Here is a 23,980-nt window from a genome sequence, read left to right on the forward strand (position 1 = left end):
GTCAACCCTTGACCGATCCTTCCGTGAGGCCCCCGCGCCAGAAGCGCTGCAGGACGATGATGGCGATGACGAGCGGGATGACCGAGACGAGCACCCCGCCGGTGGTGAGCTGGTAGAACTCCGGCAGCCGGTCCACCTGTGAGCGCCAGTTGTTCAGCCCGAGCGTGATCGGGTAGAGCTTCTGGTCGGCCAGCATGATGAGCGGCAGGAAGAAGTTGTTCCAGATTCCCACGACCTGGAACAGGAACACGGTCACGAGCGCCGGTGTCATCTGCCGGAGCACGATCGTGTGGAAGATCCGGAGCTCCCCGGCGCCGTCGATCCGGGCCTGTTCGAGGAGCGTCGTGTCCACCGACGCCGCGGCGTACACCCGGCAGAGGAACAGACCGAACGGGGAGACGAGGCTCGGGATGAGCACGCTCCAGTACGTGTCGGTGAGTCCCAGGGTCGAGAACAGCAGGAACAGCGGCAGCGCCGTCGCGGTCCCCGGCACGAGCACGCCGCCGAGGATCGTGCCGAACACCAGCTGCCGTCCGCGGAACTCGTACTTCGCGAGCGCGTACCCACCGGCTGCGGCGAAGTACGTCGCGAGGACGGCACCGACGCCCGAGTACAGGATGCTGTTCGCGATCCAGCGGACGAAGATGCCGCCGTCGTACGTGAACACCTGCTGCAGGTTGCTGAACAGGGCGAAGTCGCCGCCGAACCAGAACCCGTTCGTCGCGAACAGGGCTCCGGTGGTCTTCGTCGCGGCGATGACCACCCAGTAGAGCGGGACGAGGAAGTACAGCGCGACGATGACGAGGATCCCCGTCACGACGATCTGGGACTTGCCGGTCCGGTCGAGCCGGCGGCGCTGGTGCGCGCTGATCGACGTGGTGTCGACCGGTACGGCGGCCTGCTTGGTCACCGGCGCTTCGATGGCTTCACTGGTCATGCTTCCGCCCCGTTCGTTCCGTGCTGCTGACCGGACCTGGCCGGGAGGCCCGGGTCGGCCCCGGTGGTGACCACCTGTCGGGCGGATGCGCGCGTCTGGAGCGCACGCCGCGCCTCCAGGCCGTCCTTCCTCGCACCCTTGCGACGGTCCCGTTCGTCCTTCGGCGGACGGTTCGTCAACGCGAGGAACGCGAACGACAGGATGAACGCGGCCAGCGCGATGATGACGGCCTGCGCGCTCGCGACGCCGTACTCGTTGAACGCGAACGCGTTCGTGTACGCGGCGTAGTTCGGCGTGTACTCGGTGTCGATCGCCGGGGCGACCGTCGACAGGATCTGCGGCTCGGCGAAGAGCTGCAGCGTGCCGATGATCGAGAACACGGTGGTGAGCACCAGCGCCGGGGCGATGAGCGGGATCTGGATCCGCCACGCCACCTGGAACGCGTTGGCGCCGTCCACCTTCGCGGCCTCGTACACCTCACCGGGGATCGACTTCAGCTGCGCCACGATGATGAGCATGTTGTAGCCGGTGTAGGTCCACGTGACGATGTTCGCGATCGACCACAGCACGCTGTTCGCGCCGAGGAAGTCCGGCTGCAACCCGACCGACTGCAGCAGCGACACGATCGGCGACAGCCCCGGGACGTACAGGAACGACCAGAGGATCGTCGCGATGACGCCGGGCACGCCGTACGGCATGAAGTAGATCGCGCGGAAGAAGCCGGGCCAGCGGGCGCTCGCCGACTCGAGGAGCAGCGCGAGGATCGTGCACGCGATGATCATCACGGGGACCTGCACGACGCCGAACAGCAGCATGCGGCCGATCGACGCGACGAAGCCCGTGTCGTTCAGGGCGGTGACGTAGTTGTCGAACCCGGCGAAGCGGCCGGTGACGCCGTCCTCGCCGAACAGGCCCTCTCGGTCCACCGTGGTGAACGACTGGAACAGCGCGCTGATGATCGGGATGATGAACGTCAGCAGGAACAGGGCGAGGAACGGGGCGAGCAGGATCCACGGGGCACGCTTCTGCGCGACCGTGGCCTTGGTGCTCGTCCGGAACGCGGGCGTGGTGCTCGTCCGGACCGCGGGCTTGGTGCTCGTCTGCTGGCTCATCGTGCCGTCCTGACGCTGAGGCCCTTGTCCTTGAAGGACTGGACGATCTCCCGTTCGGCGCGCTCCACCGCGTCGGTGAGCTTGAGGCCGCTGGTGAGCTTGCGCCGGAACTGGTTCTGCAACGACGTGAACGCCGACTGCGTCACGGGCGACCACGACCAGTCGACGTTCTGCTCCTTGGCGGCCGGCACGAAGACCTCCTCGTTGTAGTTCTGGCCGGAGAACCACTTTGACGGCTGCTCGCGCTGCTCGCCGATGTAGTCCTTCGCCGGCGACCAGCCGATGCCGCAGTACTTGATCATCGCGTCGATGCCCTCGTCCGAGGTGGTCATCCACGTGATGAACTCGAGCGCCTCCTTCGGGTGCTGCGAGTTCGCCAGCACCGCTGCCGTCGATCCGCCGATCGCGCTCGAGCCGAAGCCGGTGTCACCCCACTTCTGCATCGGGGCGACCTTCCACTTGCCCTCGCCGCCCTGCACGGACCCGATGAGGGCGTCACCCCAGCTCGCGCTCGTGACCGCGGCGATCTTGCCGCTCGCCGCCGAGGCGTACCAGCCGGGGGAGTACGCACCGGCGCTCGTGTCGACGAGCTTGTCGTCGATCACCCCGTCGAAGAACTCCGCCACCATCAGGGTCTTGTCGTCCGTCATGTCCACGACCCACTCGTCGCCGTCGACCTTGAACCACCGGGCTCCGGCCTGCTGGGCGTACGCCGCGAAGGGGGAGGCGTCCGCGACCGGGAACACCTCGAGGTAGTTCTGCGGTCCGGTCGCACGGACCTTCTCGGCCAGGCCACGCCACTCGTCCCACGTCGTCGGGGGTTCGCCGCCGGCCTGCTCGAGCAGGGCCGTCTGGTAGTAGAAGCCCATCGGGCCGGTGTCCTGCGGGATGCCGAAGACCCCGTCGACGAAGGACACCTGCGCCCAGGCGGCGTCGTCGTACTTCGACTCCCAGTCCTTCGCGCCGTAGCGGGCGAGGTCGACCAGGCCGTTCGCGAGCATGAACTCGGGGATCTGGCGGAGCTCGACCTGCCCGATGTCCGGGCCACCGCCGGCGGCCAGCGCGGAGTACATCTTCTGGTAGCCGCCGCTGTTGCCGCCGGGGATCCAGTTGGCGTTCACCTGGATGTCCGGGTGCGTCTTGTTCCACACGTCGCAGACCTTCTGCAGGTCCTTCAGCCAGGCCCAGTAGGTCAGCTCGACCTTCTGGCCGCTCGCGGCGGCGGGGATGAGCGCCGCCTTGTTCACGTTCGTCGAGCCGGGGACCGCGCACCCGGCGAGCAGGCCGGTCGCGGCCGCTCCGATCCCGAATCCGAACAGTTGTCGTCTCGTCAGTGGTCGTCGTGGGGTCGTTGGCGTCATTGCCTGCACCTCAGGTCGTCGTTGATCGGGGTTGCGGTTCAGCCAACCACAAAACCGAGCGTCGGTGCAGTTTCACGGGGTGTCCACTCGCTGGGGGTTGGCTGCGACCTTCGGGGTTCGTTTTCGCTGGGGGTTGGCTGCGACCTTGGAACCGGTCCAGCCGGATGCGCGAACGGTGGGTCGCACGACAGTCGGAACGGCGACGAGCGCCACCTCCGGCACGAACGGGAGGAGAAGCGATGACCGATCGCGGCAACACCACCCACCGGCCCGAACTCGACGAGCAGCTCGCGCACGAAGCGCAGAGCATCGTCCAGGGCCACGGCAGCAACAGCCACGTCGAGGAGTTCCGACAGTCCGAACCGGACCCCGACGACACCGACGACGCCGAGACGGTGACCGCCTCGGGCTACGACGGCGAGGTCGAGGGCGCCCTGAAGGACGACTCGGCCGGCGGACTGTTCGACCAGACCGATGGCGACGTCCCGGAACCCGATGCCGACGGCACGGTCTACACGACGGAGACGACGGAGGAGGCGGGCCGTGGTGCAGACGACGAATGAGACCAGCGCGCTGCAGTCGACGCTCGCCGACCGCCTCAAGGAGGGTGGGATGTGGACCTGGGCGTACGTGGACGCCTCGGGCAACCGTGAGGACCCGCAGCACCTCGCAGCGCTCCAGCGCCGGAAGGCCGAGGACGCCCTCCGCGCCGCGGGTGCCGACGCCGACGTGATCGACACCGTGATGGCGGAGCTCGAGGAGACGCCGGGCGTCGCCGCACCGGTCAGCCGCTACGTGCTCGTGCGGGACGGCGAACTCGTGCTCAGCGAGGTGCTCCCCGGCCGGATGCACGCTGCCCAGTCGATCGGGCACGACCCGGTGCCGGACCTCCTGCCGCTCCTCGCACACCGACCGATGGACGTGCCGTTCCTGGTCGTGCAGGTGGGCCGTGAGGGCGGCGGGTACCGCGCGTTCCACCTCGGTCACGCCGACCACCCGGACCGCCGCGACGAAGACCGCGTGCAGGGTCGCACCGACACGCTGCACAAGGTGAAGGGCGGCGGCTGGGCGCACCTCCGCTGGCAGCACCACACCGAGGAGATCTGGAAGCAGACGTCGGCCGAGGTCGCAGCCTCGATCGAGGAAGCCGTCCGTCGCCTGTCACCGCGGCTCATCGTGGTGGCCGGGGACATCCGCGCGCGGGAACTCCTGCTGAAGGAACTGTCCACCGAGGCCCGGTCGCTCGTGTCCGAGGTGCCGATCGACCCACGTGCGGACGACGCGGCCGACGCCGCCCTCGTCGAGCACGTCGAGATCGCGCTCGCACGGGTGCTCGCCTCGCGCCGACACGACGTCGAGGACCTGCTCCGGACGCACGTCGGCCGTGGTGACAACCAGACCGTGAGCGGTCTCGGGTCCGTCGTCGGGGCGCTGCAGCAGGCGCAGGCGTCCGTCGTCGCGCTCGACCACCAGGCGCTCGGTGACCGCCAGCTCCTGGCGCTCGCCGCGGCACCGTGGGTGGCGACCGCGCCGGAGCAGGCGTCGGGAGTGGCGGTGCTCGGCACGGTCCCCGCTGCGTGTGCCCTCGTCCGTGCGATCGCGCTGACCGACGCGGAGCTCATCCTCGTCAACGCCGCGTCGCTCCCCGGCGGAGCCGTGGCCGCGGCGCTCCTGCGGTGGCCGGTGGGCCCGCCCGTCCCCGCCTGACCCGCGCGGGGCGGGGCCGATCCGCGCGTAGGAAGCGGACCCGCGCGTAGGAAGCGGAATCGCTCGTAGGAGGCAGGAACTTCCAGCACCCTATGCGCGATTCCGCTTCCTACTGCTCGTGCGATGGGCAGGAACGTCGTGGGTTCAGTCGTGGGAGCGGTCGCGGCGGGGCACCAGGGGAAGCGCCAGCAGCGGGAGTACCGCCACGACGCCGAAGGACACCGCGAACCCGAGCGCCCCGACCAACGCGCCGATGCCCGGGCCGACGGCGCTCGCCGCGATGAACTGCCCGGTGTTCTGCGCTCCGAGGGCACGACCGGACCAGAAGGGCCCCGCGGCCTCGGCCACGGAGGTGTACGCCAGGCCGTTGTCCGCGACGGTCACGCTCGTCGCCAGGACGAGGAACACCGCGGCTCCGGCGAGGTGCGTCGCGTCGACGACCGCGAGGACCGCCATCACGACCGCCGCGCTCACCGCCACGATCCGGAGCGGCCCGACACGTGAGCCGGCCCGGTCGCTCCAGACGCCGACGAGGATCCTGCCGATCGCGCCGACGAACTGCGACGCCCCGACGAGCAGCCCCGCCGCCGGCGTCGACCACCCGAGGCCGACGAGCCAGACCAGGCCGTACGTCGACAGGGTGAACTGCGGCACGACGAGCAGGATCGACACGGCGTGGATCCGCCACAGGAACCCGTTCGCCCGGTACGGGTTCGCGGTGACCGCCGTGGGCGCTGCCGATCGGGCGGGTCGTGGCGGGTTCTGGATGCCGATCGCGCAGAGCACCGCGAGCACCGCGCAGAGGACGATCGGCAGGACGAGCGAGGCCCGGATGCCGTCGGCCTCGGCGAGCTGCGGCACCGTGACGGCGGCGAGCGTCACCCCGAGCGGCTGCGACATCTGCCGGATCCCCATCGCGAGGCCCCGGCGCTCCTTCGGGAACCACCCGACCACGACCCGGCCGCTCGCCGCGTTCGTCGAGGCGCTCGTCATGCCGCCCGCGAGGAACGCGAGACCGAGCAGCACCGGGTTGCCGGCCGCTGCCCAGGCGCCGACGACCGCCAGCGTGGTGAGCACGAGCCCCCCGGCGATGACGACGCGCTCGCCGAACCGGTCGGTGATCGCTCCCCACGCGATGAGCGTCAGCACCATGCCGAACGTCGGCGCCGCGGCGAGCAGTCCGGCGAGCGTGAGTGGCGTCCCGTGCGCCTGCATGTACGGGATGAGCAGTGCGGGTGCGGACACCACGAGCGTCCCGGCGGCCTGCGCGGCGACGCCGAGCGCGAGCATCGTCCAGGCTCGGCCGGAGATCGGGGGAGTCGTGGTCGTGCGGGGTGCCGTGGCGGTCATCGGGTCAGTCGTTTCATCGCGGAACTGATTGGTATACCACAACGGTATACCATTCCCGCCCCGCCCCCGCTAGGCTGGTACGCCGTGAGCGAGACGACCGATGCAACCCCCGTGTCGCAGACGAGCCAGCTCTACGACAACCTGCGCTCCGCGATCCTGACGCTCGAGATCGCCCCCGGGGAGCGCATCTCCGAGCGAGGGCTCGAAGCGCGGTTCCACGCCTCCCGCACCCCGGTCCGCGCGGCGCTCTCACGGCTCGAACGCGAAGGACTCATCCTGCACGAGGGCCGCTCCTGGACGGTCACGCCGATCGACCTCGACGAGATCGCCTCGCTCGCCGAACTGCGCGGCGTGCTCGAACCAGCCGCTGCCAGGCTCGCCGTCGGGCGAGCGTCCGAGGAGCAGCTGGCAGAGGTCCGGGCGCACCTCGACACCCTCCGCCCGACGCCCGACCAGCAAGCGGGCATCCGGATGGGCTCGACGTTCCACCTCGACCTGGCCGCGCTCGGCGGCAACCGCTTCATCACCGACGCCATCGCCGACGCGCTCACCCGACTCGAGCGCACGCGCTGGATCGAGGTGCGCACGCCCGAGGCCCGCGACGCCGCCTGGGAGGAACACAGCGCCATCATCGACGCCGTGCGCGCCGGAGACGGCGACCGCGCAGCCGACCTGCTCGCGGCGCACGTCGCGGGGACGAACGACCGGCTGCTGGCGTGGATCGCGCAGGAACGTCGCCGACTGCGCGGAGCCGGCATGGCGATCGTGGGCGCGACCGAGCGCTGACGCGCCTGGGAGGTGACCGGGCGCTCTGGACGTCACCGCCCCGGAGCAGCGCGGCGCGGGGCGGACCCGCACCGCGCCTCCAGTCCGGAACGGTCCTGATCCGCGACCTACGGCGTCGTCGCGCGGTCCTCCGCAGCGTCGATCTGGTCGAAGATCCAGGCACTGCTGCCGTCCGAATGGTCGAGCAGCGCGGCCTTGACCTCTTGTTCATCGGTCGAGAGCCGCTGTGCGAGCTTGCTCCCGGAACGTGTCGACTGCGACATGGTGTCGTCCTTCCCCTGTGTGTGGGCATCGTGTGTGATGCAGGCGGCTGCCTGCCGGTGCGCTTCCTCACGGGACGTACTGAGGTCGTGACAGTCTCGCTCCGTCTGTCCGCAGACCGCAAGGGCTCGCCGCGACCTGTGGAGAAGTCCCAGCGGGCTCCGTGCCTAGGATGGTCCGGCCGCGCGCCTCGCGGCACGGAAGCAGCGGACGTCGCGTGACGTCGGACGGGAGGCACGGCTTGGCCGAGCAGCGCACGGCGCCTCCCACGGTCTACGACGTGGCGTCCGCGGCCGGGGTGTCGATCGCCACGGTCTCGCGCGTGCTGCGGACGCCGGATGCGGTCCGCGAGGGCACCCGCGACCGGGTGCAGGCGGCGATCCGATCCCTCGGCTACGTGCCCTCCGGGAACGCCCGGGCCCTCGCCGGCAAGCGCACCGGCGTGGTCGGGCTCCTGCTGCCCGGGTTCGACGTCGTCCCCGACGAACGGCCCGACCTCGTCACCGACGGCGGCGTCCGGGTCGTCGACGACCGACGGCACGTCACGCAGCCGTTCTCGTCCAACCTCTACTTCGACGAGGTCCTCCGCGGCGCCGAGACCGAGGCGTGGCAGCGTGGCCTGGCGCTCATGGTCGCGGCCGGTCGTGGGTCCTCCCGGGACGTCATCGTCAACGACGTCGCCGGTCGGGTCGACGGGCTGGCCGTCCTCGCCCGGACCGTGCCCGACGAGCTGCTCGAGCACGTCGCCCGACGGATCCCGGTCGTGGTGCTCGCGGACGACAGGCGCTCGCACGGCTTCGACTCGGTGAGCGTCGACAACGCCGCGGGCATGCGCACGATCGGCGGCCACGTGATCGGGCGGCTCGGCATCCGGTCGCTCGCGTACCTGGCCGGGCCGATCGACTCCCCGGACGACATCGAGCGTTCGACGGGGTTCCGGCAGGCGCTCGACGACCACGGGGTGCCGTCGTCGTCCGTGCGGGTCGTGCACGGTGACTTCGGGCGGGCCCGAGCGCGGGAGCTCGCCGCCCAGCTGCTCGACGGCGACGAGGTACCGCGGGCGATCGTCTGCTCGAACGACCAGTCCGCGCTCGGGGTGCTCGACGCCGCCGGGGCCCGCGGGGTGCGGGTGCCGGAGGGCCTCGTCGTCACGGGGTTCGACGGCATCGACGCCGGACGGTTCTCGGCACCGCCGCTCACGACGGTGCACCAGCCGATGGGGGCGCTCGGGCGTGCGGCGGTCCGGGCGATCGTGGACCGGCTGGAGCGTCCCGAGGGGCCTCCGCGCGCGATGCGCCTGCCGGTCGAGGTGCTGCTGCGCGAGAGTTGCCCGCCGGCGCTCTAGTCGTGGTCGCCGTCGTCGTGCGCGGCGCGGTCGGCGTGGTCGTGGTGGCCGCGGCCGTCGTGGTCGCTGTCGTCGTGCGCGGCGCGGTCGTCGCGGTCGTGGTGGTCCGGCCGCGCCGTCCGTTCGCCGAGATCGCACTTTGGCGATCCGAACCGCCGGCGTGCGCGTCCAAAGTGCGATCTCGCCACCGGACCCGCGAACCCGCGCACCGGCGCACCGGCGAACGGCGCACCGATCGTCCGCTTGCGCAACGCGATGTAAGCGCATACATTGTCCCGGTACCCACTCGACACGGAGGTCGACCGAGCAATGACGCTTCCCCCACAGCGCACGCGCGGCAAGCAACGCACGCACAGCGCGCAGCGCACGCAGAGCACCCAAGCCGCGCCGCGCACGCACCGCTCCCGACGAGCCCGCCTCGTCGCGGCCATCGCCGGGCTCGCCGTCGTGGCACTCACCGCCACCGGCTGCAGCATCCAGGTCCGTTCCCAACCGGACCCGAGCATCGGCAAGGACACGATGCTCATCAACGCGGACCACGGCAACCCGCTGTTCGACCGCAACTTCAACCCGTACATCGCGAACGCCCGCACGGCGTCGAAGTGGATGTACGAGCCCCTCATCGAGGTGAACCCCCTCGACGGCAAGCGGAACCCCTGGTTGGCGAGCGACTGGTCGCAGCCGGACGCGAAGACGATCGACATGACGATCCGCAGCGGCGTCGAGTGGTCGAACGGTGACACCTTCACCGCGAAGGACGTCGTCTTCACGTTCGACCTGCTGAAGAAGTTCCCCGCGATGGACGTCAAGGGCGCCTGGCAGCACATCGACACGATCGAGCAGCAGGGCCAGCACGTCGTCTTCCACCTCAAGTCGGAGGACGTCCCGAGCCTCACGATCATCGGGCAGACGTACATCCTCGGCGAGCAGCACTGGAAGGACGTCAAGGACCCGACGACCTTCCGCGACCCGAACCCGGTCGGCACCGGCCCGTTCGTGCTCGGGAACTACACGGACCAGCAGTACTCGATGGACAAGAACAAGCGGTACTGGCAGGCCGACAAGATCGCCATCAAGCACCTCATCCTGCCGGCGACGAACACGCAGCTCGACACCGTCACGCGCGGCTACGACTGGGCGTACGCGTTCATCTCCGACGTCAAGGGCACCTGGGGCGCCGCGTCGAAGACCAACACGTACTGGTTCCCGCCGGGGGGTGTGATCGGCCTCATCCCGAACCTCACGAAGGCGCCGTACAACGACGTCAACGTCCGCCGGGGCATCTCGCTCGCGCTCGACCGTGAGGGCATCGCCGAGACCGCGACCGAGGGCAACCTCAAGGCGGCGGCGCAGACCGGCCTGATCCTGCCGAACCAGTCGCAGTACGTGAACGACGACATCCCGGACAAGGGCGTCGTCACGCAGGACGTCGCGGCAGCGAAGGCGAGTCTGGCGAAGTCCGGCTGGGTCGACCAGGGCGGCAAGATCGTCAAGGACGGCAAGCAGCTCGAGATCACCATCATGACCGCGAACGGCTACTCCGACTGGCTCCGCGCCGCACAGGAGGTCCGCCGCAACCTGACCGCCATCGGCATCAAGGTGACGATCCAGGCACCGCAGCCGGCCGGGTACCAGCAGAACATCAACAACGGCACGTTCGACATGGCGATGGGCGGCATGGGCAACGGTGACGTCTACCAGGCGTTCAACTCGCTGCTCAGCACCGACTTCTACCAGCCGGTCGGCAAGTCGACGGTGAACAACTACGAGCGGTACAAGAACGCCGACACGCAGAAGCTCCTCGACGAGTACAAGGCGACGACGGACACCGCGAAGCAGCAGGAGATCCTCGACCAGCTGCAGGTGATCGTGTACGACGACCTTCCCGTGATCGGCATGTACTACGGCGGGCTCTGGGGACTCTTCAACACCAGCAAGTTCGTCGGCTGGCCGAGCGCGGAGGACCCCTACATGGCACCGCAGAACTACGACTCTGCTCCGCTGCTCATCTTCTCCAAGCTCCGGCTGCGCGACAGCGCCGCTGGCCAGGCGATCGTCAAGGCCGAACAGGAGCAGAGCAAGTGAAGTACATCCTCCAGAAACTCGTCCTCTTCGTCCTGACCCTCTGGGCCGCGGTCACGCTGAACTTCGTGCTCCCGCGTCTCATGCCGGGCAGCCCGACCGACGCCGCGCTGGCGAAGCTCAGCCAGAACGGCCCGGTCACCGACGCCACCAAGAAGGCCATCGAGGCGCAGCTCGGCGTCCCGACCGGCAACCTCTGGGACCAGTACGTCAGCTACCTGCACCAGGTCATCACGCTGGACTTCGGGACGAGCTACACGTTCTACCCGCAGCCGGTCGGTGACCTCGTCGCCCGGGCCCTGCCGTACACGCTGATCCTGGTCGGCGTCGTGACGATCATCGCGTTCGTCCTCGGCACCCTCATCGGTGTCGGGGCGGCGTGGAAGCGCGGCACCTGGCTCGACTCCCTCCCGACGCTGTCGGGGAGCTTCATGTCGACGTTCCCGTACTTCTGGACGGCGCTCCTGCTGCTGTTCTTCCTCGGCTACGTGCTGCACTGGTTCCCGACGACGGGTGCCTACTCGGCGACGACGACACCCGGGCTGAGCGGCGCGTTCATCGGGGACGCCCTGCAGCACGCGGTCCTGCCGGCGGTCACGATCCTGGTGACGAGCCTCGGTGGGTGGATCATCGGCATGCGCAACGCGATGATCAACACCCTCGGTGACGACTACGTGACCTTCGCCGAGGCGAACGGCCTCCGCGGTCGGACCGTGGCGATCCGGTACGCGGCCCGCAACGCGATCCTGCCGAACCTGACCGGTTTCGGTCTGGCGCTCGGTGGCGTGGTCGGCGGTTCGGTGCTGGTCGAGCAGGTGTTCGGCTACCCGGGCATCGGCTACCTGCTGTTCAACGCCGTCATCGGGCAGGACTACCCGCTCATGCAGGCCCTCTTCCTGATGATCACCGTGTCGGTGCTCATCGCCAACTTCATCGTGGACGTGCTGTACGGCGTCCTGGACCCGAGGACGCGTCGATGACCAACGCAACCGTGTCAGTGCGCACGCAAGAGAACGCACCCAACGAAGAACAGCAGGCGCCGTCCAAGTGGCGCGCCGCGGCCCGCCAGTTCGGCGTCGTCTGGTCGAACACGAAGGCCCGGATCGGCATCATCATCCTCGCCGTGTTCGTCCTCGTCGCGATCGCAGCCCCGCTCCTCGCGCCGTACGGCGCCAGCCAGAACGGCTTCGCCCGGTCCGCCGACGCGACGGCCGCCCACTGGATGGGCACCACCGCCGCCGGCGAGGACGTCCTGTCCCAGATCATCTACGGCGCCCGCATCTCGGTCATGGTCGGCGCGGTCGCGGGCATCCTGTCGACGCTGGTCGCGGTCGCGATCGGCCTCAGCTGGGGCTACGTCCGTGGCTGGGTCGCCGAGGTCATCGGGTTCATCGTGAACCTCTTCCTCGTCATCCCGGGCCTCCCGCTCATGATCGTCATCGCGGCGTACCTGCAGAACGGCGGCATCGCGGTGATCATCGCGGTCATCGTCGTGACCGGCTGGGCCTGGGGCGCGCGCGTCCTGCGCAGCCAGACGCAGTCGCTCCGTGGGCGTGACTTCGTCACCGCGGCGCAGTTCTCCGGTGAGGGTGCGACCCGCATCGTCTTCCGCGAGATCCTGCCGAACATGACGTCGCTCATCGTCGGCTCGTTCTTCGGTGCGGCCACGTCGGCGATCCTCGCCGAGGCGGGCCTCGAGTTCCTCGGACTCGGCGACTCGTCGATCGTCAGCTGGGGCACGATCCTCTACTGGGCGCAGAACTCCAACGCGCTCCTCACGGGCCAGTGGATCCTGCTGTTCGCCCCGGGCCTCTGCATCGCGCTCCTCGCGATGAGCCTGACCCTGATCAACTTCGGCGTCGACGCCGTGTCCAACCCGCGGCTGCGCGAGGGCGCGCGCCGGAAGAAGGAGGCAACCGCATGAGCGGCTCACGTCACGTCTCGACCGGTGACGGCCTGGAGGCGCGGGACGGCGCCGCCACGCGCCTCCCGTCCGATGCCACGAACGCAACGCAGGACGTCCTGCTCGACGTCCGCGACCTGTCGGTCGTCTACGAGTCCGCCGGCCAGCAGGCCGTCCAGGCGGTGGACCACGTCTCCTTCCAGCTGCGGAAGGGCGAGTTCGTCGGCCTGGTCGGCGAGTCCGGCTCGGGCAAGTCGACCCTCGGGTACGCGTTGACGCGGCTGCAGAAGCCTCCGGCGCGCACCAACGGCGGCAACATCTTCTTCGGCGGGCACGACATCCGTGACCTCGACGACGAGGAGCTCCGGCAGCAGCGCCAGGGCGGCTTCGCGATGGTGTTGCAGTCCGGCATGAACGCGCTCAACCCGGTGCGGACGATCCGGAACCACTTCATCGACATCTTCCGAGCGCACGGCCACGTGTCGCGCGATCGGTGGGATGCACGGATGAAGGAGCTCATCGAGAAGGTGAAGCTGCCGACGGCGATGCTCGCCCGCTACCCCGGGGAGCTCTCGGGCGGCATGCGGCAGCGCGTGTCGATCGCGCTGGCGCTCTCGCTCGAGCCGCGCCTCATGGTGTTCGACGAGCCGACGACGGCGCTCGACGTCCTCGTGCAGCACGCGGTGATGGACACCATCATCGAGCTGCAGCAGTCCGAGGGGTTCACGGCGATCCTGATCAGCCACGACCTCGGCATCGTCCTCGAGGCGACCGAGCGCGTGCTCGTCATGCACGAGGGGCGCATCGTCGAGGACGGCGGCTCGAAGGAGATCCTGCGCGACCCGCAGGACGAGTACACGAAGATGCTGCTGTCGCACTACGCCGACCCGCGCGCGGCCGTCGTGTCGCTGCCCGGGTTCCCGGACCGGTCCGAGCGTGCGGCGTCGGGCGCGAAGCGCCAGGAGACGACCTCGTCGTTCAGCACCGTCGGCTCCCGCGAGCGGTCCGCCGCGAAGAACCCGATCGTCGTGTCGGACCTCGTGAAGACGTACCCCGCGCCGCGTCGCGGTGAGGACCCGGTCCGCGCGGTGCGCGACGTGTCGTTCACCCTCGAGCCCGGGCAGTCCCTCGCCCTCGTCGGCCAGTCCGGTTCGGGCAAGTCGACGATCGCGAAGATGCTCACCGGCGTCGAGAAGCCGACCACCGGCACGGTCCGGTTCGGCGACCTCGACGTGGCGCGTCTCGGCCGTCGGGGTCTCCGTGACCTCCGGTCCGAGGTGCAGATGGTGTTCCAGGACCCGTACGCGGCGCTCAACCCGCTGCACACGGTCGAGTACACGCTCACCCGGCCGGTCGTGAACTACACCGGGCTGAAGGGCAAGGACGCCCGTCGTCGGGTGCTCGAACTGCTCGACACCGTCGGGCTCACCCCGGTGGAGCAGTTCGCGCAGAAGCTCCCGCACCAGCTCTCCGGCGGGCAGCGGCAGCGCGTCGTCATCGCCCGCGCGCTGGCGTCCGACCCGCAGGTGATCATCGCCGACGAGCCGGTCTCGATGCTCGACGTGACGCTCCGTGCCGGGGTGCTCGCGCTCCTCGAGGACCTGCGCGAGCAGTGGGGCGTCTCGCTCCTCTACATCACGCACGACCTGTTGAGTGCCCGGCTCATCACGGACGACATCATGGTGCTGCACGACGGCGCCGTGGTCGAGCGCGGACGCACGTCCGAGGTGCTGCAGGACCCGCAGGACCCGTACACGATCGCCCTGCTCGACGCGGTGCCGAATCCTCGCAGAGCCCTCGCGGAGGGGCGCCTGTGACGACGCTGCACGACTTCCCGACGGTCCCGGCGTTCGGGCACCTGCCGACGCCGGACGGCGTGGACGTCGTCGGCGTCGACCTGCCGGTCGGGCGGCTGACGGCCTACCGGGTCGTGCCGTCCGGGGTGTCGAAGGGCACCGTCCTCATCGTCCCCGGGTACACCGGCTCGAAGGAGGACTGGCGGACCTTCCTGCCGGTCCTCCGCGACGCCGGGTGGACCGCCGTGGCGATCAGCCGACGCGGCCAGGCCGACTCGGCCGCACCGACCGAACCCCGCGACTACTCCCTCGACGAAGAAGCCGCCGACGTCGTCCGGGTCGCGCGCCTGCTCGACGACGGCGCCCCCGTGCACCTGGTCGGGCACTCGCTCGGCGGCGTGATCGTCCGCGCTGCGGCGATCGCCTCGCCGACGGCGTTCCGCGACGTCGTGCAGTTCTGCTCCGGGCCGCACGGGTGGCCGTACCGCAAGGTCACCGAGCTGACGATCATGCACGACACGGGCGGGGACAACCGGACGCTCTTCGACGCCACGAACCCGCTCTGGGCCGGCCGACCCGACGAGGAACTCCCGGGCGACGTCCGGATGGTCCGCGACCGCTTCGACGCCACGAGCCCGCTCAGCGTCATCGCCGGCGCACACATCCTGGAGGACCACACCGACGCCTCCGACGAACTCCGCGCCACCGGGCTGCCGGTCCTCGTCACGCACGGGGAGTGGGACGGCGCCTGGCCCATCCCGTGGCAGCGGGCGATGGCGGAACGAACGGGTGCCGACTACCAGGTCATCCCGTCCAGCTACCACGGCCCCCAGGTCGAGGACCCGCTCGGGACGGTCGCCGTGTTCGACCGCTTCCTGTCGGCGCACTGACGCCAGCTCTGAAAGGAACCATCATCTCCACGCTGAACTTCCCCGACGGCTTCCTCTGGGGTGCGGCCACGGCCGCGCACCAGATCGAGGGCAACAACGTCAACTCGAACTGGTGGGTGCACGAGCACGAGCCCGACACCACCATCGTCGAGCCCTCCGGTGACGCCGCGGACAGCTACCACCGCTACCGCGAGGACATCCGCACCGCGGCCGAGCTCGGCCTGAACTCGTACCGGTTCAGCATCGAGTGGGCCCGCATCGAGCCCGAGCGCGGGTTCGTGAGCCGCGCCGAGGTCGACCACTACCGGCGCATGGTCGAGGCCTGCCACGAGTTCGGCATCGAGCCGATCGTGACCCTCATGCACTTCACCGTGCCGCGCTGGTTCGAGCGGGACGGCTTCTGGCGTGCGCCCGACGCCGCCGACCTCTTCGCCCGCTACACCGAGGCCGCGCTCCCCGTGGTGCAGGACGGTGTCCGCTACGTCTGCACGATCAACGAGCCGAACATCGCCGCGATGCTCGCCGGCGGCGAGGACGCGGCGAACCTGGTCGCGTACGGCCTGCCGAACCCGGACCTCGGCGTCGCCGATGCCCTGCTGGCCTCGCACCAGCGGTCCCGCGAGGTGCTCTCCCAGGTGAACGGCATCCAGTCCGGCTGGACCATCGCGACCCAGGCCTTCAAGTCCTCCGGTCAGCCCGGTGCCGACGCGATGCTCCGTGAGTACGGGTACCCGCGCGACGACTGGTACCTCCAGGCCGCGGCCGGCGACGACTTCCTCGGCGTGCAGGCGTACACCCGGACCTTCATCGGGCCGGACGGCCCCCTGCCCGTCGCCGACGACGTCGAGACGACCCTGACCGGCTGGGAGTTCTACCCCGAAGCATCGGCGGACGGACTCCGCAGCGCGTGGGAGCTCTCCGGACACGTGCCGCTGATGATCACCGAGAACGGCATCGCGACCGCGGACGACACCCGTCGCCAGGCGTACACGCAGGGCGCCCTCGAGGGGATCCACCGCTGCATCGAGGACGGCATCGAGGTCCTCGGGTACCAGCACTGGTCGCTGCTCGACAACTACGAGTGGGCCTCGGGCTTCCGTCCGACCTTCGGGCTCGTGTCGTGGGACCCGGTGACGTTCGAGCGCACGCCGAAGCCGAGCGCGCACTGGTACGGGGAGGTCGCGCAGGCGAACGCCCTCGAGACCGCCGCTCAGCCCGCGTCGTAGGCCGCGAGCAGGAGTTCCTCGGCGCGCGTCGATCCCCGCTCGCGCGCGAGTTCGATCGGTGTCCGGCCCTCGGCGTCCTGGACGTCGAGGGCCGCTCCGCGTTCGAGGAGCGCCTCGATGACCGCACGGCGGTCGAACCACGCGGCCGCGTGCAGCGGCGCGAAGCCCCAGCGCGGGTCGATCGCGTCGATGTCGGCCGGGTCGGCGTCGAAGCCGTCGAGCGCCAGCGAGAGGCCGCCGACGTCGCCGTGGGCCGCAGCCCGCACGGCGGGCGTGGCCCAGTCGACCCAGCCGTCGGGGATCGGGCCGTGCCATCCGTGCGCGGGGCGCGCCTCCAGGACGGTCCAGTCCTCGTCGTCGACGCGACGGACCTCGACGGCCACGTCGCGGAAGTGGATCGCGAGCTCGCCGGTCGGTGAGAACAGCAGGCGCAGCTCCCAGACGTCCGCGTCGACGTGGGCGAGTTCGCCACGGGAGACCTGGACGTCCCCGGCGAGCAGGTCCAGGGCGTCGGTGTCCTCGGGCTCGAGCACGGCGCGGTCGAACCGGAGCGCGACCCGGGCGTGGTTCCAGCGGCGCCAGAGACCGTCCGGGGTGTCCAGGACCTCGTCGTTCCGGACGACGAACGCGGCGTGCACCGTGCGGGTCGGTTCGGCGCCCACCCCCGCGCTGCCGTGGCGACCGGCGTCCTCGACGCGCCACTCGGACACGCGTGCCTCGCTCCAGGTGATCGAGGCGAGTGCCGCGACGGTGGGCGGGGCGTCCGTGACGAGCCGGCCGAGGTGTTCGGCGTAGCCCTCGACGTCCTCGAACGAGACGTACCCGACCCCGGGCCAGCCCACTCGACTCCATCGCACCTCGCGAGCCTACAGGCCCGTCGTCGCGCGGATCGACGGGCATTTCCATCGCTCGTGTCGTGCATACGAACAATTCGTCGGCGCCCCGAGCAGCCCACCACGATGGCACCATGCGACCTCTGACGCGGCGCCGCACGCTGCCCACCCTCCTCGCGATCGGTGTGGTGACCTCCGGCCTCGCGCTCGATCCCACCTCCGCTCGCGGAGCCACCGACCTCACCGTGGACATCGACGGCGCCACCGCGATCATCGCGCCGGGTGACCCGATCGCGTTCCGCGTCCCCGGGTGCCTGACCGAGGCGACCGACTGGCGGGTCACCGACTCCGAGAGCAAGCCCGCCGGGTCCGGATCACACCCGTCCTCCACCTCGGCCGACGCTGCACGATCGCTCCCCGGTGGCACCGCGACCACGCCGGGCATCTACCGCCTGTCCGTCACGTGCGGCACGGCGACCGGGTCGACGCGGTTCGTCCGCTCGTCCGGCCCCGCCGTCGCCGACCCGTTCTTCGGCTTCGCCGTCGACGCCGGCGCCGGCTCGGCAGCCGAGGTCCTCCCCACCTTCCAGGCGATCGGCGGCGGCAGCTACCGGCAGGACCTCCAGTGGCAGGCGGTCGAGAAGACGCCGGCCCGGTTCGACTTCACGCCCATCGACCCGCGGATCGACCCGTGGGTGCACGAGGCCGGCGTCGCGCCGCTCTTCGTGCTCGACTACGGCAACACCGCGCACACCGGCAGCTCGATGACCCCGCCCGACATGGCCGTGCCGGAGCAGCGTGCCGCGTGGGAGCGGTTCGTGGTGAACACCGTGTGGCACCTCCGCGAGCGCCACCCGAGGGCCGACCTGTCCTTCGAGGTCTGGAACGAGTGGAACAACTTCCACGGCTCGTTCCCCGCCACCCCAGAGGCGTACCTCCCGCTCGCCGAGGTCACCTTCAAGGCGATCCGGGCGGTCGACCCGACCATCCGTGTCGTCGGACCGGGCGTGAACGCGGTCTCGCTCCCCGAACGCGAGTGGATGACCCGCTGGTTCGAACTCGGCGGTGCGCGGTGGGTCGACGCCATCAGCGTCCACCCGTACTCGCAACCCTGGGCACCGGAGGAGTGCGCCGCCGGACTCGGCTGCATCGCCGACACCCTCGCCGCGCTGCGGGAACAGGCCGCGGAGCACCCCTCGGCCTCGGGCGGGCCGGCACCGATCTGGATCACCGAGGTCGGCTGGCCGGCGACCGGGGTCACCCGGGTCGACGAAGCGGACCTCGCCGCGTTCCTCGTCCGGACACACGCCCTTGCCGCCGAGAGCGGTGTCGAGCGCGTGTACACGTTCGAACTCGCGCAACCGAACGCCCGGAGCGGTCGCACCTTCGCCCTCACCGGCGGCGTCGGGACCGGGTACGAGCCCCGACCGGCCGCTGCCGCCTACCTCACCATGCAGCGGATGCTCGCCGGCATGCGGGTCGTCGGCAGCACGGCGCGCGACACCACGCGACAGGTCGAGTTCGTGTCGGCCGACGGACGACGCCACGTGCGCGTGGTCTGGCAGACGGTCGACCGGTTCGCCGACCAGTCCGTCACCGTACCGCTGCCGGGCACGGGGACCCTCGTCGAGGCGTACGGCGCCCGCAAGCCGGTGACCGCGACGAAGGGGTCCCTGACCATGACGGCCAAGTGGAGTCCTCGGTACGTCGTCTGGACCGACTGATGCGCCTCACACAGCTCGACGGCCTCCGCGGACTCGCGGTCCTGCTCGTCGTCGCCGGCCACGTCGCCGAGTCCGTCGTGCCGTACGGCGGCGTCGTCGGCGTGACGACGTTCTTCGTCCTGTCGGGCTTCGTGATCACGCGGGGACTCCTCGACGAGGTCGACGTCGCCGGCCGGATCGACCTGCGGCGCTTCTGGGCACGGCGGGTGGCGCGGCTCCTGCCGGCCTTCGGGCTCCTCGTCGTCGTTGTCCCCGTGCTCGTCGTGGTGCTCGACGACCCCAGCCGTGCGGTCATCGGCTGGCAGGTGCTCGGCGCCGTGACCTACACCGCCGACTACGTCCGTGCGGTCGGGGGAGACCTCGGCGTCCTCGGGCACACGTGGTCGCTCGCGGTCGAGGAGCAGTTCTACGCCGTGTGGCCCCTCGTCCTCATCGGGCTCGTGGCCCTCGCCCGCCGCCGGCCCCGCTTCTCGGCCGTCCTCCTGGTCGCCGTCGTCGCCGCTGCTGTGTGCTGGCGCGTCGTCGCCACCGTCGTCGCGCCCTACGACTGGCTGGCGTACTCGTTCGACACGTCCGTCGCCGCGCTGCTGCTCGGGTGCGCCGGGGCCGTCGCGGTCCGCGTGGGGATCGTCCCTGCGGTCGCCGGCGTCCGCGGCATCGTCCTCGGTACGGCCGGGGTGCTGCTCCTCGGGCTGTCGACGGTCTGCACGCTGCCGATCGCGCTCGGACCCGTCGACGGGATCACCCGGTGGGTGGGCACCACGGCGGTCGCGCTCGCCGCCCTCGTCGTGCTGTCCGCCGCCCGGGGTGCGGTCCCCGTGCTCGACCTCGCACCGCTGCGGTGGCTCGGCACGGTGTCGTACGGGCTCTACCTGTGGCACTTCGCGCTGTTGCAGCTCCGGCCCGGAGGCGAGTCCATCACGGGGCCGGCGCGCCTGGCGGTCATCGCGTTGGCACTCGTCGCGGCGACGCTGTCCTGGTACCTCGTCGAGCGGCCGGTGATCCGGGCAGTGCGCCGCCGTGGTCAGCCGGGCAGGGCGGCCGACGACGACGGGCCCGGCCACGACGGGCCAGCGCACGACGGGTCAGCGCACGACGGACCCGGCCACGACGGGCCTGCGCACGACGGGCCTGCGCACGACGGGCCCGGCCGCAGCGAGGTCAGCGCGGTACCGGCCCGCTGAACCAGCCCTGCAGCCGTCCGACCAGCTGGTCGACCTGGTGCGCCCGCGCCGGACGATCACGGCGGAGCGTCGTGACCGCGACCCCGACGACCGACCGCGCCGCCCAGTACGCGAAGTGGCCGAACTGCCCGTGCTTCCGGAGCACCCGGGCGAACCCGCGGTTGTAGCGCCGGACCTTCGCGCGGACGGCATCGACGTCGGGGTCGTCCCGCCACTCGCGGTGGTACACGGCGAGGTCGGCGCGGTACAGCACCCGGTACCCGAGGTCCAGGGTGCGCTGGACGTAGTCGGCCTCCTCGCCGGCACCGAACGGGGTGGCGCAGCCGGTGCCGAGCTCCGGGTCGAAGCCGCCCACTGCGTCGACGACGTCCGCGCGGAAGAACAGGCTCGCCGCCGAGATGGTCCGGGGGATCGTGCGCGGGCGCACCCAGGTCGTCGACGGCAGCCAGCGAAGGAGTCCCTGGTCGCCGTCGGGCGTCGCGATCGTGGCCGCGATCCCGTCGACCGGGTGCCCGTCGTGTGGGCGGGCGAACTGCTCGCGCACGGCCGTGAGGGTCCCCTCGGGGTACCAGCAGTCGTCGTCCGGGAACGCGACGTACTGCCCGCGGAGCTGCTGCATTCCGCGGTTCCGGCCGCGGCTGACCCCACGTGCGACGGGCTCGTGGACGTACTCGCCCCGGCCGGCGTCGATGAACGGCTGGACGAGGGCGCGGCAGCGCTGGTCCTCGTGCTGTTCGACCACGGTGACGAACACCGACTCGGGTTCGTGCTCGAGCGTCGACAGGCAGCGGGAGAGGTGTTCGGGCCCGCGGATCGTGCTGATCACGAGGTGGAAGGTGCTGTCGGTGCGCATCAGGTGGTCTCCGGGGTCGTCACGAGGGGTTCGGTCAGTCGGTCGAGGTCGAGCGGTGCTCCGGAGCGCCAGGCGCTGAGGCGGTCGGCGAGGGTGCCGAGCGATCGCTGCATCGCGGCGACCGACCGGGCGATGGTGCGGCCGTCGTCGGCGCCCGAGTGATCGATCGCGTGGTCCACGGCGTGGTCGATCACGTGGTCGACCGCAGCGGAGATCGTCGCCTCGGAGGCCCCGACGGTCGTGGTCGGCCGGGAACCGGTCACGCTCATCCAGAAGTCGTCGCACTTCGACGCGTAGGCGAGCGGCACGGTGGGGACGCCGAGCGCGACGGCGGCGATGGCCCCGTGCAGTCGCTCGGAGACCAGCACGGTGCACGCGGCGATCGCGCGCATCGTGGCGTGGACGTCGCCCGTGTAGTCGTGGATCTCGACCGGTGCGGTGATCCGCGCCGCCAGCTCGCGGGCGACGGCCCGGTCAGCGCGGGACAGCGCGAAGACCCGGACCGGCAGGCGGTCCTGCGCGGCACGGCGACCCACGACGGCCGCGACGGCTGCGAGGTCGAAGCGCGTCGTCGGGTCCGACCCCAGGGTCACACCGATCGCGGGGGCACCGGACGGGGTGACCGGGCGGACGACGGGGTAGAGGAGAGCCGGGTCGCCGACGACCTCGGTCGGCCCGAGGTGCTGCGACACCTCGTGCTGCGACAGCGGTCCGCGCACGCCGGCGAGGCGGAACCGGGTGCTGCGTCGCCAGGCCTCCCAGTCGTGCGGCTGGGAGGAGAGCAGGTGCGTGTCGGTCGACTCGGCGGCACCGAGCCCGAGCCCGACCACCGCCTCGGCGCCGTACGCCAGACCGGCCCGGCGTGCATGACCGGCCCAGGTCCCGAAGCCGACCGTGGTCCCGCCACCGAGGAGCACGAGCCGCCGTGAGCCGAGGGTCCGGAGACGGTGGGCGGCGATCGCGGGGGAGCGTTTCACGTAGGCGCGGGCGTGGAGCGGGGCCTCGACGTCGAGCGGCGCGTCGAGTGCTGCACGCCAGGTCTCGTGCAGCAGGTCGTCACCGAAGTTGTCGTAGCCCTGCCAGCCGAGGTAGACGAAGTCGCGGGTCACGCGGTCGCGGGTCACGAGGTCTCCTCCATCGGGGTGGTCGACGAGGACCGGCGGGCGCGGGCCCGGCCGACGCGGCGCGGGCTCTCGCTCAGCGGCGCGGATGCCTCGTAGTGGTAGTAGGAACGCTCCTTGCGCTGGAGCGGGGTCTTGTTCAGCACGACGCCGAGCACCCCGGCTCCGATGCGCTGCATCCGCTCGTGGGCGGCCTGCACGTCAGCGCGACGGACGTGCCCGTTCATGCTGACGACGAGCAGGACGCCGGAGCAGATGGCCCCGAGGATCGCGGGGTCGGTCACGGGGAGTGCCGGCGGAGCATCGACGATCACGTAGTCGTAGCGGCGCTCGAGCTCCCGCATCAGGTCGGCCATGTGCTGCGATCCGAGCAGCTCGCTGGGGTTCGGCGGGACGCGACCCGACGCCAGCACCGACAGGGGGTTCGTGTCGCCGACGGTCTGGATGGCGTCGTCGAGCGCGACCTGCCGGGCGAGCACGGTGGTGAGCCCGACGCGGCTCTCCAGGCCGAGGTAGTCGCCCACCTTCGGTCGGCGGAGGTCGGCGTCGACGAGCAGGACCCGCCCGCCGTTCTGGGCGAGCGTCATCGCGAGGTTGAGGGCCGTCGTGGACTTCCCCTCGCCGGGGCGGGCACTCGTCACGACGAGGCTCTGCGACGACCCCTCGAGGTTGGTGAACGTCAACTGCGTCCGGAGTTGCCGGAAGGCCTCGGCGCGCGGGGTGTACCGGTTCGTGCCGTCGAGCAGCGGGTGGTCGCGCACGGTGTCGTCGATCGGGAACTCGCCGAGCACGCTGGTGTCGATCATCCGGTGCAGCACCTCGATCGACCGGAGGCGGGTGTCGAGGACCTCGCGGAGCAGGGCCCCGGCGATCCCGAGGGTGAGCCCGGCGAGGAGCCCGAGCGCGATGTTGACCGGCACCCGCGGGGTGAAGGGTTCCTCGGCGGGGATCGCTTCCTCGACCACGGAGAGGCGGATGACGGCGGTGCCGTTCCCGCGCTCGACCCGGGCGACGGCGTCGATGAGCTCGGCGGCGACCGCGTTCGCGATCGCTGCGGCCCGGTCGGGGTTCGTCGCGGTGGCACCGATGTCGATGATCACGGTGTCCGGCTCGGTCGAGACGTCGACGGCGTCCGCGATCTCGGCGTCCTCTCCGTGGAGGCCGGCCGCCGTGGCCGCCGCGCGCAGAACCTCGGGGGTGGTGGCGAGCGCGGCGTAGGAGGTCACCCGGGCTGCCGAGAAGTTGTTGCTCTGGCTGAGGTCGGCGATGGTGTCGCTGCCGCTCACCGAGACGAACACACCGGCCGTCGATCGGTACTCGGGCGTCTGGAAGTGCGTGACACCGAACGCCGTGGCGACGCCGACGACCACCGCGATGGTGATCGTGAGCCACCTGCGACGCACCACGTCGAGGAACTGTACGAGCGTCATGTGCTGCCTTCCGGGTTGTCGGGTCTTCGCCGTTAGAATATCACATGGTGTAGTATTGCACTCGAACCCGACCGAACAG

The 23,980-nt window shown here is 70.8% G+C and carries 21 protein-coding genes and 1 pseudogene; 12 read left to right on the plus strand and 10 right to left on the minus strand.

The annotated features are described in order from the left end of the window. Nucleotide 1 precedes the first annotated feature (1 nt). The 3 genes and pseudogenes from DEJ28_RS02645 to DEJ28_RS02655 form a co-directional block, all read right to left on the minus strand. Nucleotides 2-937, minus strand: a complete 936-nt coding sequence (locus DEJ28_RS02645; protein WP_258368159.1) for a carbohydrate ABC transporter permease — start codon at nt 935-937, stop codon at nt 2-4. 167 nt (nt 938-1,104) lie between these two features. Continuing rightward, nucleotides 1,105-2,049, minus strand: a pseudogene (locus tag DEJ28_RS02650) (carbohydrate ABC transporter permease); the annotation flags it as partial. Further along, complete coding sequence (locus tag DEJ28_RS02655) at nt 2,046-3,410, minus strand: ABC transporter substrate-binding protein (protein ID WP_111116565.1); 1,365 nt, start codon at nt 3,408-3,410, stop codon at nt 2,046-2,048. The gene DEJ28_RS02655 and the pseudogene DEJ28_RS02650, both read right to left, overlap by 4 nt. Before the next feature lie 239 nt (nt 3,411-3,649). Here DEJ28_RS02655 and DEJ28_RS02660 point away from each other — a divergent pair, with 239 nt between their 5' ends. Together DEJ28_RS02660 and DEJ28_RS02665 are read left to right on the plus strand one after the other, a co-directional pair. Next, the gene (locus DEJ28_RS02660; RefSeq protein ID WP_111116566.1) at nt 3,650-3,973 is read left to right on the plus strand and encodes a hypothetical protein; all 324 of its coding nucleotides are present in this window, start codon (nt 3,650-3,652) and stop codon (nt 3,971-3,973) included. After that, a complete protein-coding gene (locus tag DEJ28_RS02665; RefSeq protein ID WP_111116567.1) occupies nt 3,954-5,117 on the plus strand; it encodes a baeRF2 domain-containing protein in 1,164 nt (387 codons plus the stop codon). The genes DEJ28_RS02660 and DEJ28_RS02665 overlap by 20 nt, the downstream gene beginning before the upstream one ends. A gap of 144 nt (nt 5,118-5,261) precedes the next feature. Here DEJ28_RS02665 and DEJ28_RS02670 read toward each other — a convergent pair whose 3' ends face one another. Beyond that, entirely contained in the window at nt 5,262-6,467 is a 1,206-nt protein-coding gene (locus DEJ28_RS02670) for an MFS transporter (protein WP_111116568.1), read from the minus strand. 84 nt (nt 6,468-6,551) lie between these two features. Between DEJ28_RS02670 and DEJ28_RS02675 the strand changes: the two genes are divergently transcribed. Continuing rightward, nucleotides 6,552-7,253 carry a GntR family transcriptional regulator gene (locus DEJ28_RS02675; protein ID WP_220034646.1) on the plus strand — a complete coding sequence of 234 codons (702 nt, stop codon included), beginning with the start codon at nt 6,552-6,554 and terminating at the stop codon, nt 7,251-7,253. 107 nt (nt 7,254-7,360) lie between these two features. Here DEJ28_RS02675 and DEJ28_RS02680 read toward each other — a convergent pair whose 3' ends face one another. Next, the gene (locus DEJ28_RS02680) at nt 7,361-7,516 is read right to left on the minus strand and encodes a hypothetical protein (RefSeq protein ID WP_181433785.1); all 156 of its coding nucleotides are present in this window, start codon (nt 7,514-7,516) and stop codon (nt 7,361-7,363) included. A 239-nt stretch (nt 7,517-7,755) separates the two neighbouring features. Here DEJ28_RS02680 and DEJ28_RS02685 point away from each other — a divergent pair, with 239 nt between their 5' ends. After that, nucleotides 7,756-8,859: a LacI family DNA-binding transcriptional regulator gene (locus tag DEJ28_RS02685; protein ID WP_258368160.1), complete on the plus strand. Its 1,104-nt coding sequence runs from the start codon at nt 7,756-7,758 to the stop codon at nt 8,857-8,859. On the opposite strand, the gene DEJ28_RS02690 is transcribed toward DEJ28_RS02685, so the two are convergent. Then, entirely contained in the window at nt 8,856-9,047 is a 192-nt protein-coding gene (locus DEJ28_RS02690; protein ID WP_284180767.1) for a hypothetical protein, read from the minus strand. The two genes, DEJ28_RS02685 and DEJ28_RS02690, sit on opposite strands and share 4 nt — an antisense overlap. Before the next feature lie 121 nt (nt 9,048-9,168). Between DEJ28_RS02690 and DEJ28_RS02695 the strand changes: the two genes are divergently transcribed. Genes DEJ28_RS02695 through DEJ28_RS02720 form a run of 6 tightly spaced genes read left to right on the plus strand, consistent with a single transcriptional unit; the run spans nt 9,169 to nt 16,756 of the window. Beyond that, nucleotides 9,169-10,944: an ABC transporter substrate-binding protein gene (locus tag DEJ28_RS02695; protein WP_258368161.1), complete on the plus strand. Its 1,776-nt coding sequence runs from the start codon at nt 9,169-9,171 to the stop codon at nt 10,942-10,944. Beyond that, the gene (locus DEJ28_RS02700; RefSeq protein ID WP_111116571.1) at nt 10,941-11,921 is read left to right on the plus strand and encodes an ABC transporter permease; all 981 of its coding nucleotides are present in this window, start codon (nt 10,941-10,943) and stop codon (nt 11,919-11,921) included. Before DEJ28_RS02695 ends, DEJ28_RS02700 begins: the two co-directional genes overlap by 4 nt. Continuing rightward, nucleotides 11,918-12,865: an ABC transporter permease gene (locus DEJ28_RS02705; RefSeq protein ID WP_111116572.1), complete on the plus strand. Its 948-nt coding sequence runs from the start codon at nt 11,918-11,920 to the stop codon at nt 12,863-12,865. Before DEJ28_RS02700 ends, DEJ28_RS02705 begins: the two co-directional genes overlap by 4 nt. After that, nucleotides 12,862-14,661 carry an ABC transporter ATP-binding protein gene (locus DEJ28_RS02710; protein ID WP_111116573.1) on the plus strand — a complete coding sequence of 600 codons (1,800 nt, stop codon included), beginning with the start codon at nt 12,862-12,864 and terminating at the stop codon, nt 14,659-14,661. Before DEJ28_RS02705 ends, DEJ28_RS02710 begins: the two co-directional genes overlap by 4 nt. Beyond that, nucleotides 14,658-15,530 (plus strand): alpha/beta fold hydrolase, encoded by an 873-nt coding sequence (locus DEJ28_RS02715; RefSeq protein WP_111116574.1) that lies wholly within the window; start codon nt 14,658-14,660, stop codon nt 15,528-15,530. The genes DEJ28_RS02710 and DEJ28_RS02715 overlap by 4 nt, the downstream gene beginning before the upstream one ends. A 20-nt stretch (nt 15,531-15,550) precedes the next feature. Beyond that, nucleotides 15,551-16,756 carry a glycoside hydrolase family 1 protein gene (locus DEJ28_RS02720; RefSeq protein ID WP_502866962.1) on the plus strand — a complete coding sequence of 402 codons (1,206 nt, stop codon included), beginning with the start codon at nt 15,551-15,553 and terminating at the stop codon, nt 16,754-16,756. On the opposite strand, the gene DEJ28_RS02725 is transcribed toward DEJ28_RS02720, so the two are convergent. Continuing rightward, nucleotides 16,741-17,613: an ankyrin repeat domain-containing protein gene (locus DEJ28_RS02725; RefSeq protein WP_111116575.1), complete on the minus strand. Its 873-nt coding sequence runs from the start codon at nt 17,611-17,613 to the stop codon at nt 16,741-16,743. The genes DEJ28_RS02720 and DEJ28_RS02725 overlap by 16 nt on opposite strands. 110 nt (nt 17,614-17,723) lie before the next feature. On the opposite strand from DEJ28_RS02725, the gene DEJ28_RS02730 reads away from it, so the two are divergent. Together DEJ28_RS02730 and DEJ28_RS02735 are read left to right on the plus strand one after the other, a co-directional pair. Next, nucleotides 17,724-19,313, plus strand: coding sequence for a GH39 family glycosyl hydrolase (locus DEJ28_RS02730; RefSeq protein ID WP_111116576.1), 1,590 nt, complete (start codon nt 17,724-17,726; stop codon nt 19,311-19,313). Then, a complete protein-coding gene (locus DEJ28_RS02735) occupies nt 19,313-20,497 on the plus strand; it encodes an acyltransferase family protein (RefSeq protein WP_111116577.1) in 1,185 nt (394 codons plus the stop codon). Before DEJ28_RS02730 ends, DEJ28_RS02735 begins: the two co-directional genes overlap by 1 nt. Here the strand turns inward: DEJ28_RS02735 and DEJ28_RS02740 are convergent. From DEJ28_RS02740 to DEJ28_RS02750, 3 genes are read right to left on the minus strand one after another with little or no spacing between them, the layout of a single operon-like run. Then, a complete protein-coding gene (locus tag DEJ28_RS02740) occupies nt 20,475-21,350 on the minus strand; it encodes a glycosyltransferase family 2 protein (RefSeq protein WP_111116578.1) in 876 nt (291 codons plus the stop codon). The genes DEJ28_RS02735 and DEJ28_RS02740 overlap by 23 nt on opposite strands. Then, entirely contained in the window at nt 21,350-22,474 is a 1,125-nt protein-coding gene (locus DEJ28_RS02745; protein WP_111116579.1) for a polysaccharide pyruvyl transferase family protein, read from the minus strand. The genes DEJ28_RS02740 and DEJ28_RS02745 overlap by 1 nt, the downstream gene beginning before the upstream one ends. Then, entirely contained in the window at nt 22,471-23,901 is a 1,431-nt protein-coding gene (locus DEJ28_RS02750) for a tyrosine-protein kinase domain-containing protein (protein WP_181433786.1), read from the minus strand. The genes DEJ28_RS02745 and DEJ28_RS02750 overlap by 4 nt, the downstream gene beginning before the upstream one ends. Between the last annotated feature and the right edge of the window lie 79 nt (nt 23,902-23,980).

The organism is Curtobacterium sp. MCPF17_002, from assembly GCF_003234115.2.
Taxonomy (GTDB): Bacteria; Actinomycetota; Actinomycetes; order Actinomycetales; family Microbacteriaceae; genus Curtobacterium.